7 protein-coding genes and 2 riboswitches are annotated in these 11,761 nt (G+C 43.4%); all 7 genes read right to left on the bottom strand.

Features of this window, described 5'->3' with window-relative positions:
• Positions 1–429: 429 nt before the first annotated feature.
• Entirely contained in the window at positions 430–2,496 is a 2,067-nt protein-coding gene (ptsG, locus tag BAA9072_RS22620) for a glucose-specific PTS transporter subunit IIBC (protein WP_201716833.1), read from the bottom strand.
• 178 nt (positions 2,497–2,674) lie between these two features.
• Positions 2,675–3,517: a glucose PTS transporter transcription antiterminator GlcT gene (gene glcT, locus BAA9072_RS22615; RefSeq protein ID WP_201716832.1), complete on the bottom strand. Its 843-nt coding sequence runs from the start codon at positions 3,515–3,517 to the stop codon at positions 2,675–2,677.
• A gap of 216 nt (positions 3,518–3,733) precedes the next feature.
• The gene (locus BAA9072_RS22610; protein WP_201716831.1) at positions 3,734–5,068 is read right to left on the bottom strand and encodes an NCS2 family permease; all 1,335 of its coding nucleotides are present in this window, start codon (positions 5,066–5,068) and stop codon (positions 3,734–3,736) included.
• A gap of 107 nt (positions 5,069–5,175) precedes the next feature.
• A riboswitch (purine riboswitch) is annotated at positions 5,176–5,277 on the bottom strand.
• Positions 5,278–5,453: 176 nt separating this feature from the next.
• Positions 5,454–7,007: a glutamine-hydrolyzing GMP synthase gene (guaA, locus tag BAA9072_RS22605; protein WP_201716830.1), complete on the bottom strand. Its 1,554-nt coding sequence runs from the start codon at positions 7,005–7,007 to the stop codon at positions 5,454–5,456.
• Positions 7,008–7,136: 129 nt separating this feature from the next.
• Positions 7,137–7,238, bottom strand: a riboswitch (purine riboswitch).
• Between the two features lie 39 nt (positions 7,239–7,277).
• A complete protein-coding gene (locus BAA9072_RS22600) occupies positions 7,278–9,485 on the bottom strand; it encodes a transglutaminase TgpA family protein (RefSeq protein ID WP_201716829.1) in 2,208 nt (735 codons plus the stop codon).
• Positions 9,482–10,693, bottom strand: coding sequence for a DUF58 domain-containing protein (locus BAA9072_RS22595; RefSeq protein WP_230980977.1), 1,212 nt, complete (start codon positions 10,691–10,693; stop codon positions 9,482–9,484). The genes BAA9072_RS22600 and BAA9072_RS22595 overlap by 4 nt, the downstream gene beginning before the upstream one ends.
• A gap of 6 nt (positions 10,694–10,699) precedes the next feature.
• Positions 10,700–11,656: an AAA family ATPase gene (locus tag BAA9072_RS22590; RefSeq protein ID WP_201716827.1), complete on the bottom strand. Its 957-nt coding sequence runs from the start codon at positions 11,654–11,656 to the stop codon at positions 10,700–10,702.
• Positions 11,657–11,761 lie beyond the last annotated feature (105 nt).

Genomic DNA, 11,761 nt, shown 5'->3' with positions numbered 1-11,761 from the left:
CGTCCTGAGCCAGGATCAAACTCTCCGATAAAAGTTTGAATAGCTCTTTAAAAATAAATCTAGAATTAACGTTGACGTATTGTCTTGTTTTGTTCAGTTTTCAAGGTTCAATGTGTAAGTGCTTCTTCTCGAAGCGACTTGACCATCATATCAAGAATGCAGTGTGTTTGTCAACAACTTTTTTTGAAATGTTTTATGATTCCATTAAATGTTGTTATGTAACCCGCTGCTCTCTTGCGACGGTTTTTAAAGTATATCAAGCTATTAGATATTCGTCAATAGATTTAATAGATTTATTTTAAAAACTCTCAAATCCTTTTTAAAGGTGTCTCAATCTCTTGTTCCACCTGCCTGCTTTCTTCTATATAAGAACATAATAAAACCGGCTCACTCTCCTTGGTGGAGAGTGAGCCGGTTTTTATAAGAGAATCAATCGATCTTAATGATATTTTCGTCGTTACGGTTAACGTTACCAGATTTCTCGATTGTTACTTGTTGACCTTCTTTAAGGTTTGTAAAGACAATCGGTGTCATGATGGAAGGCGCGTTTTCTTTAATATAATCAAGATCCACCTCTAATAGTGGTTGACCTGCTTCAACCTGGTCTCCCTCTTTTACTAGGGTTTCGAATCCTTTACCTTCCAGCTTCACTGTATCAATTCCAACGTGGATCAAGACTTCACGGCCTGCTTTTGACTCAAGTCCGATGGCATGCTTTGTCGGGAATACGTTTACGACTTTACCGGTGATAGGAGAAACGATTGTTCCTTCTGTCGGTACGATAGCGAATCCGTCACCCATCATTTTACCTGAGAAAACTTGGTCAGGTACTTCTGTGATATCTTTGATTTCCCCAGTGATCGGAGCGACGAACTTTTCGTTGTTTCGTTCTGTTTGAAGAGCATCCGGGTTCACTTCTTCAATTTGCTGCTCTACTTCTTCATTTGCATTTGTTTCTACTCTTCGTGGAGCTTTCCCACGGATGATGTCTTGCATCTGTGATTTAATTGTGTCTGATTTCGGTCCAAAGATCGCTTGAATGTTATCTCCCACTTCAAGTACACCTGAAGCCCCTAATTTTTTCAGACGGTTTTTGTTCACTTTTTTCACGTCATTAACAGAAACACGAAGGCGCGTGATACATGCATCTAAGTGAGCGATGTTCTCTTGTCCACCCATTGCTTCCAGGATGTTGTAAGGAAGATCGCCAGCTGAACTTGCCGGTGCGTCATCGTCTTCATCTACGTCTTCACGTCCCGGAGTCATAAGATTGAACTTACGGATAGCGAAACGGAAACCAAAGTAGTAAATGAAGGCAAATACGATACCTACGGGGATCACGATCCAGGCATTCGTTTGCGGGTTGATCAATCCGAATAGTACGTAGTCAATTAATCCACCTGAGAATGTCATACCGATTTTGACATCTAATAGATGCATGGTCAGGAATGAAAGACCGGCAAAGATCGTATGAATTCCAAATAGGACTGGTGCTACGAACAAGAATGAGAATTCGATCGGCTCTGTGATACCGGTCAAGAATGACGTCAAGGCAGCAGACGCCATGATCCCACCTACAACTGCTTTACGTTCAGGCTTAGCTTCATGGTAGATCGCCAATGCTGCTGCCGGAAGTCCAAACATCATGAATGGGAATTTACCAGTCATGAACGTACCTGCTGTCAGGTCTTGTACACCATCTTGAATTTGTTTCATAAAGATCGCCTGGTCTCCACGCACAACATCACCTGCTGCAGATGTGTAAGAACCGAACTCGAACCAGAATGGAGCGTAGAAAATGTGGTGTAGACCAAACGGAATAAGTGAACGTTCAATCACACCGAATACAAATGCTGCGAATGCTCTGTTTTCACCAAGCATAAAGTTTGAGAATGTGTTAAGGCCATCTTGGATCGGTGGCCAGATCAGTAACATCAATAATCCTAATACGACGGAAGATGCTGCTGTTGCAATAGGAACAAATCGTTTACCTGCGAAGAATCCTAAGTACGAAGGAAGTTCGATTTGATAGAAACGATTGTACATTGAAGCTGCCAGAATCCCGACGATGATACCGCCGAATACACCTGTCTGTAAGGTTGGAATCCCGAGGACCATTGCATTTGCCGGGTCCACACCATCACCTGTAACATCAGGAATACCTAATCCTTCAACCGTACCCATTGTTACGTTCATGATCAAGAAACCAACGATAGCCGCTAAACCGGCTACCCCTTCTCCACCGGCTAAACCGATCGCAACACCTACTGCAAAGAGCAGTGCCAAGTTTCCAAAGATAATTCCACCCGCTTGTTCCATTACACTGGCAACGGTTTCAACGCCGCCGTTAGCAAGGAATGGGGCAATGTCTAGGAGCGTTGGATTTTGTAGCGCATTACCAAACGCAAGTAAGAGTCCCGCTGCCGGTAAGATCGCAACTGGAAGCATTAATGCTTTACCGACTTTTTGTAAAACACCGAAAGCCTTTTTAAACATGTGAGTTTCCTCCCTTTATTTTCTGTTTTCGACTAATTAGATGATTGCGCCAAACAAAAAAGGCATGAGAAAAGAGGATAATGAACGTATATGGATAGACTACCCCAAAATACACGTTTCAATTATCTTCTTCACTCATGCCTGATCGAATCAGTAACACGTTAGAAAGATAAGTACGTTAATTCACTTTATTTTGAATCCGTTGGAGATGCATCGTGAGGTAAACTGCCTCTGCATCATATACGGGCTTTTGTAATGTTTGCTGCATCATCTTAATCAGCTTCCACGATAGATTATAGCAGACAGGGTATTCTTCTTTCAACAGTTTTGCAATTTTTTCTGGTTCTTCTACTCTTTCTCCACGCAAAACCCGTTCAATTGTATAGCGAATGTGCCTGATAAGCCTCATATAGTCGACACTCTCTTTGTTTATTTCAACGTCCAACTGTTGTTCGATCATTCCTATCAGGCGGCTGATCAATTGGGAATGCTGATTTACCTCGGAAAGATCCTTGTTCATCATGGCACTGTGAACATGAAGGGCAATGAATCCTACTTCCCCTTCCGGCAAATGTACATCGGTCATTTCATTGATCATGCTGACAACTTCTCGTGCTATTTCATATTCAAATGGGTATAACGTTCTCGTTTCCACCAGAAACGGATTCCGTATCTCCATTCCTCTCATTAATCGATTAATGGCAAATAGGATATGGTCTGTGAGGGCGATGTGAATATGCTCGTTAAGAAAAGAATTGGTTCTTTTCCTGATTAACTCGATAGCAGAAATAATGACGTTTGACATATCATCATTTAAAAAAGGAAGAAGGTTTTTGTACTGTTCTTGTTCTTTTTCCCCTTTTAGGACAAACATTTTTTCCGCTATATCATTTTGGATAGGGTCTCCCTTTTTCCGATTGAATCCGATCCCTTTCCCGATCAGCACAACTTCCCCAAAGCTTTCGTGAACGGCAATCAATACGTTATTATTCAAGACTTTTTTCACATTTAAAGTAGACATCGTCAATTCTCCCTATATTTCCGACCATTTTCGACACTATCCGATTCCATGATTTTAACGAAAACTCACCCTTTTTTCAATTCTTACTTCTAACCTTGTTACTACTTTCTCTACATTCGACACTATTCCCTTTATTTATTTTCTACACTTTTCTCAATAAAAACCATAAAGAAGCTGATCTGCAGGAGATCAGCTTCTCATGATAGGTGCCTATTTTTACACCAGGAATATAAAGTATAATACAAAGATCATAAATAGGAAGTACATGATCGGGTGTATTTCTTTCACGCGACCTTTCATGATCATCGTGATGGGGTAGAAGATAAATCCGATGGCGATACCAGTTGCGATGCTATACGTAAGGGGCATAGCGACAATGGTAAGGAACGCCGGTACTGCTACTTCGAATTTCTTCCAGTCGATTTCACCTAATGAAGACACCATCAACACCCCGACAATGATCAATGCCGGAGCCGTTACAGCCGATGTGATGACACCAAGTAACGGGAAGAAGAAAATTGAAAGAACGAATAAGACGGCTGTTACCACAGAGGCGAATCCCGTTCTTGCTCCTGCTGCAACCCCTGCAGATGATTCGATATATGACGTGGTTGTAGATGTCCCTAAGATTGCTCCAACTACTGTTGCACATGAATCCGCGAATAATGCTTTGCCGGCACGTGGTAATTTGTTTTCTTTCATCAATCCTGCCTGGTTGGCTACAGCCACAAGAGTACCGGCTGTATCAAAGAAATCGACGAATAAGAACGTCAGGATGACCACAAGCATCTGAATTGTAAAGATACTGCCTGCATCATTGAATAAAGGTTCCAAGGCTGCCCCAAAAGTCGGTGCGAGACTTGGTGCTGCGTCCACTACTCTTTCCGGTGTATCAATCAATCCTGCAACCATTCCGACAATGGCCGTTATGACCATCCCGATGAAAATACCACCTTTGACACCTTTCGTCATTAAGATAACGGTAATGATGATGCCGAAGATTGCAAGTAATGTGGTTCCATTTGTCAAATCACCAAGACCCACTAATACTGCATCGTTGTTAACGATGATTCCTGCATTTTGAAACCCGATGAATGTAATGAATAGTCCAATCCCTGCTCCAACAGCGTATTTCAATTCGGCCGGAATCGAGTTAATGATTTTTTCACGGATACCCGATAATGTTAAAGCGATGAATATCAGCCCTGAAATTAACACTCCTGTTAAAGCTGATTGCCAAGGTACACCCATGGTTAATACGACTGTGTAAGCGAAAAAGGCATTCAAGCCCATTCCCGGTGCCAGAGCGATCGGATACTTGGCGATCAATCCCATGATCAACGACCCGATGGCCGCAGCCAATGCTGTTGCCACGAACACGGCACCGTAATCCATTCTCATGCTGTCCGGAAGATCCGGCACAGATTGAAGGGTTAACGTTAGTGGGTTAACGATTAAGATATAGGCCATGGATAGGAAGGTGGTCAATCCCCCGATGATCTCCCTTTTATAATTCGTTCCTAGCTGGTCAAACTGAAAGAAATTCCTCATTCTTGTACTCCTCCTATAGAGTCGCCGTAGAAAATAAAAAAACCTCGAACTACCAGAGTTCAAGGCTTTGACTGTTAAGATCAAGATCATTCGGAACCGAGTACCGGCCCTATTATCCATCACCTCGTAGTCAAGCCATTTACGGTAGCTTGGTAGAAACGCTCGGGCCCTATTCCCGAAATTATACGACGTAATACTTTTATAATGTTTTGTTATGAATACAGTACAATTGTACCAACGGGAAACGTGTCCGTCAACACAAAATACGAACATTATTATATATTTTTTTCATATTGTTCGTTTAATACAAAAAACGACAGGCACCTCCCGATTGTCGAATGGATTCGACCTGGAAGATGCCTGACAACTTTTTAACTATTTTTCTCTATTCCCACTCAATCGTAGCAGGTGGCTTACTCGTCACATCATACACCACACGGTTAATATGATCGACTTCATTAACAATACGTGTGGAGATCTTCTCAAGTACGTCCCAAGGGATACGTGCCCAGTCTGAAGTCATACCGTCAATGGAAGTAACGGCACGGATTCCGATCGTGTAGTCATAGGTTCTGGCATCCCCCATTACTCCTACACTTCGGATGTCCGGAAGAACAGTGAAGTATTGCCAGATGTCGCGATCAAGTCCGGCCTTTTTGATTTCATCACGGAGGATATAATCAGACTCACGGACAATCTCAAGCTTCTGCTCAGAAATTTCACCAAGTACACGGATACCAAGACCCGGGCCCGGGAATGGTTGACGCCATACGATTTCATCAGGAATCCCAAGTTCAGAACCTAATGCACGAACCTCATCTTTGAATAATGTGTTCAATGGCTCAATCAGAGTGAACTGCATATCTTCAGGAAGCCCGCCGACATTATGATGAGATTTGATTGTTTGCGCAGTCGCCGTGCCACTTTCAATGATGTCTGTGTATAACGTCCCTTGTGCAAGATATTCGATGCCTTTCAGCTTAGTTGCTTCATCATCAAATACGTAGATGAATTCATTTCCGATGATTTTACGTTTTTGCTCAGGGTCGGAAACGCCTTTTAGTTTATTCAAGAAACGGTCCTGTGCATCCACTTTAATGACATTCATGTTAAAGCCATCAGCGAATGTTTTCATGACACTGTCTGCCTCCCCTTTACGAAGCAGGCCGTGGTCGACGAAAATACATGTCAGTTGATCACCGATTGCCTTATGAATCAATACGGCAACAACGGAAGAATCGACTCCGCCACTTAATGCGCAAAGAACTTTTTTGTCACCGACTGTTTGACGGATCTTGTCCATTTCCATTTCGATGAAGTTCTCCATGGACCAGTCGCCCGTACATCCGCATACTTCAAAAACGAAGTTCTTCAGCATTTCGTTTCCGTGCACTGAGTGACGGACCTCCGGGTGGAATTGAACGGCATATAATCCTTTTTCCTCGTTACTCATGGAAGCAATTGGACATGAAGGGTTTGTTGCATTCACTTCAAATCCTGCAGGTGCTTCTACGACAAGGTCCCCGTGACTCATCCATACGACTTGCTCTTCCGGAAGGTTCGAGAATAATTTTGACTGCTTCTCGATGTTGATAGCTGCCTTTCCGTACTCACGGTGCTTCGCACGTTCCACCTTACCGCCGAAGTGCATCGTCATCAGCTGCATGCCATAGCAGATTCCCAGAATCGGAATATCAAGATCAAAGATACGCTCATCGCAACGGAATGAATCTTCACCGTAGACACTATTCGGTCCGCCGGAGAAAATGATTCCCGTTGGATTGATTTCCTGGATTTCTTCAAGGGTAACTGTATGCGGGTGGAGCTCACTATAAACACCAAACTCACGAATTCTTCGTGTGATTAATTGATTGTACTGACTTCCAAAGTCCAAAACGACGATCATTTCTTGATTGTGCAATTCTTCTTTACCAAGCATTCAGTTCACCTCATCAGTTTATTTACCTTATACTATCTATTGTTGTTAGCATTCCAAAAAAATATAAAAAAAACTAGACTTCGCCTTAAAAAAAAGGCAGAATTCTAGTTTTTTGCATACACGGATGTCAAATTAGAACACTGCCTTCATAGTCCAGTCATTTAAGGTGACCGGGTAGATACTTTCGAACCGTATTATCGAGGATATACGAAGGATGCTAACGAACGCTATATGAATTTGACATCATTTTATACTTTGTTATCAACCGGGTCAACCAGTTGTCCTTTTAATTAAATTTTCCCATAATTCCCTCATCTTCACCCAATCTTCTGATGTGGGGCTCTGACCATATAATATACGTTCATAATTATTGGTCAGACTGGTCATTTCACGGGTCCCGAAGAAGGAATCGATATATCTGGAATAGCCGCGTAATGTCTGACCGTCTTCCATTCTTAATCCGTACCTGCCCAGTTGCTTCATGAGGGACAGATAAGCCTGGGAAAACACATCATCTGATGATTTTCTCCGGTAGTACAGTATCAGGACATAAGGCATCCAGCGCCTCCTCACAAGGTATAAAGCAATCATGGTAATGATCAAAAGAAGTGATCCCATCACGATTTTGCCCCAGTTGTCAACGACGAATAACTTCATATCATCCCAAAGCTTGGATAAAGAAAAACCGTCACCGGAAGACGCAGCATCCTCTTCAGGCTGCAATGGTTGTTTAGGAGTGTCCTTCTTCTCCGGGATAGGGACTTCATTATTTTCCGGATCAGGGACATCAAGATCATACTGATAAGAAACGTTGTTGCTGAAGCCCACCGTCGGCTCAAACGGTACCCAGCCCACTTCCGGGAAGAATACCTCCACCCATGAATGGGCGTTGTTGTTTGAAACTTCGTAGAGCTTGTATGTCGAATCCACCTGCCTGCTATATTCCCCTTCTGTGTATCCCTTCGCCCATCTGGCCGGGATCCCAAGTGCACGAACCAGCACGACCATGGAGGTAGAGAAGTTATCACAATATCCACGCTGGGTTTCAAAGAGGAACTGATCAACGTAGTCCTGTCCTTCTTCGGGAACAGGAACATCAAACTGATCATAAACATAGGCTTCCTTTGAAAAATACTTTTCAATTGCCCTTACTTTGTCATACCAATTATCCTCTTCAGACGTGATTTCCACCGCCAGGTCCTTTACGCGTTGAGGTGTCGTGACGGGCAGTTGGGTGTAACGATCGACGAACTCAGTTACCTGCATAATTTCCTGACTTTCATTCGCTGCCTTCATCTTTTTCTGGGAAAAGGACGGGGAACGGTAGGAAAGCTCATAAGCCTCAAGCTTAACTGCCTCATCGAGCTCTTTATAGCTTGTCACTTTTTCGTTAATAGGATTAAAGCTGAAGTATCCATTTTCATTTCCCTTGATTGTCTCTACACCATAAGGATAGACAACATGTGAATACTTCCGCTGTACCGTAACCTTTTCACTTTCCAGATCCCGTTCCTCATCAGATTCAGGAGAAGGAATCGGAACCTTCTTCCCCGGATCAAATGGAAGGGCAGCCTGCTGATCGTCCGGGATGGACTGCTCCCACCCCTTACCTGTGTATAAGTCCTTTGATTCAATTTTCCAGTAATGCTCCCTTGTCACTTCAGCATTGAACACGACCGTGGGATCCCCGATAAAAGGACCTCCAAGCTTGGTGTCATCCGTATCGTAGCCGATCTTACTGACACCACTGCCACCTGCACCTTCGGAAAAGGACTGGAGATAAGGGACAGGGTCCGGCCAGATCGGATCGGCTTTTGGCGCTGCAAAAGCAACAATTGAACTGACTCCGAGCATCACCGTCAGTGGAACGATCCAGCGGTATCGGCTCATTTTTGAACCAAGGAGATTCTCCCTTTGTGTCAACCTCTCAAGTGCAAGGAGCCCCATGAGTAGAAACCCGAAAATGACGACACGTATAATCGATTTGTCCCCTTCATAGGCGGTAAAGGTATCAATTAAACACACGTATGTTACCGTCATTACATAAAAAAGAAGAATCGTTTTCCGAACGGATAACCAATAATGGATCAAGTACGTCATCAGCCACAGGAGCACGAAGAACAGCAGGCTTCTGTATACAAAAGATAAACTTGGCCATTCACGCCCGAGAGTCAATCCGAGATTCATCCATAAATCATGACTGAATTCCCTGAACCACCCCGGTGAAAAAAAAGAACCGGCATAATACAACCCATGCAGACTGTACAGAATAAAAAGGATTTTCACTGATGAAGTGATCACAAAATGAATCCTGAAATAAGACAGGACGAGAGCTAAAGCGATAAAGACAACAAAGTATGTTAAACTTCCTGTATCCGTCACAACCTTAAGAGGTTTTAACCACTCCCATAACAGTAAAAAACCAAATAAATAAATGGTAATCTTGAAAAATGGGTGACTCGTTGTTTCATTCCTCACGCCCGCTTCACCTCCAAAAATGCAGATGAAAAATCACCTTCAAAACATACTTTCAACCGAATTCCTCGTGATGAAGCGTAGGCTTTCAACGATTTCTCTTCTGCCGTGTACGCATCCCCGGCTTTCTTCACCAAAAAGATGACGACAGAGCTATTCCGCTTCGAATATTCATTTACACTCATGATCATCTTTTTTGACACGGTTGATGTCACAAACAGTACCGCTGCTGATTGAGAATAGTTCAATCCTGCTCCCTGCAGGACCTTTCCTAAAGCAAAGGGGCTGTCCTGCCTCACCTTCGCCAAATGATAATTCAGCTGACTCAAGTGCTCTTCACCACCGCGAATTGGAAACGATACATGATCTTCACCAATCGACACAAGCCCTACCTGAGCCCCTTTTTTGACGATGGAACGAATGATTGATGCCGCAAACGTCACCATCGGTTCAAATGCAGGAGATGACTCTCTATCAAGGACGATTAACACATCATGTGATTGACGCTCCTCAAACTCCTTCGTCATCAGCTCATTGGTCCTGGCAAACGTTTTCCAATGAATCCAGGAAAAGCGATCCCCCGGCTGATAATCACGGATCCCTGTCGCCATCGTCGTATCTTTCTGTATTTTCACGCTTGAAGTTGTCATTCCCTGATCATACCGATTCTCCAAAGGACGATAAGGAACATCGATGATCGACGGATAAACAAGAAGTCTGTCCACACAATCCACCGTCGCCTCCTTTTCAAAAACTCCAAAGAAGTCTCCTGTCTTAAACCGGACTTTAGAAAAGATATGCTCACCGCGGGGAAGTTCATCTATATAATATGTGAGTTTAATACGCTTCCTAAACCCCGGATAGATCATCGCTTTCGCCTTTGGAAATCCAGAGTGGTGAAAGACTGAATCGGTCACCACATCCTCCATCACCATATAAAACAACGGAAATGGCAGCTTTCTAGACAGAGTAATCGTGACCTTCAATTCGTCTCCCGCCTTGTACTCAGCAGATTCGAAACTCCTCTCCACATAAAACTCAGAAAGAGGGTATAAGAAAACAAAAAACGAATATAGAGCGAACGGCAAAAAGCTATAGAATAAAAACCAGCTCACAAACCCACCTTGGAACATCGCATACGAAAACGTCCCCCCCATCAAGAGAAGAAGAAGCAAAAACGTCACAAGTGGTTTAAGAAATTGAAGTTTCATCTTCATTTATCTCACAAGCCTTTGAACAGGAACCGGAATGCGAGCCATGACTCTTTCGACTACTTCTTCAGGGGTGATACCTTCATATCTCGCTTCAGACTTCATAATGATCCTGTGAGAGAATACGTAAGGAGCGAGGAATTGAACATCGTCAGGAACCACATAATCCCTTCCTCTTAAATAAGCATAAGCCTGACAAGCTTTCATCAAGGAAATGGATCCACGCGGGCTCGCGCCCAAATATACATTCGCATGGATTCTCGTGCGGTTCGCAATCTCCACAATGTATTTCTTGATGGTGTCATCTACCAATACTTCCTTCACATCCCCCTGGATATATCTCAACTCCTCCAGTGTCATGACCGGCTCCAATTCATCGATCGGCGGAGTCCGTTGAGCGCGGTGAAGGACTTCCATCTCTTCTTCCGGTTCAGGATAACCCATTTTCATTTTCAACAGGAAACGGTCAAGCTGTGCTTCCGGAAGAGGGTATGTCCCTTCATACTCGATCGGATTCTGGGTGGCCATAACGAAGAAAGGCTTATCAAGCTTCCGCGTCATCCCGTCAATTGTCACACTGCTCTCTTCCATGCCCTCAAGTAAAGCAGACTGCGTCTTCGGTGACGTACGGTTGATTTCATCTGCAAGGATGATATTCCCCATGATAGGTCCCGGTCTGAAGGTGAACTCCATTTCCTTAGGATTATAAATGGATACACCGATTACATCTGAAGGAAGTAAGTCTGGTGTAAACTGGATTCGCTTAAAGCTCGCTCCCACAGATTTTGCCAATGCACGAACCATCATCGTCTTTCCTACCCCCGGAACATCCTCAAGCAATACATGTCCTCCGGCAAGCAGGGAAACAATGCTTAGCTCTGCTACCTTTCTCTTTCCTATCATGACTTTCTCTATATTATCAATGATACTTTGTAACTTTGGATTCACCGTTTCATGTGACATCGTACCCCTCCTGAATGATTCAAACTCATCTTTAACTATTACTACTTTCGTTTAAAAAGTCGAAAATCCTCTATAAAATGGAAAATTGGTATAGAAATTTTAGGG

It is taken from the genome of Rossellomorea arthrocnemi, assembly GCF_904424705.1.
Classification (GTDB): domain Bacteria; phylum Bacillota; class Bacilli; order Bacillales; family Bacillaceae_B; genus Rossellomorea; species Rossellomorea arthrocnemi.
This window is presented reverse-complemented; position numbering and strand designations above follow the sequence as displayed.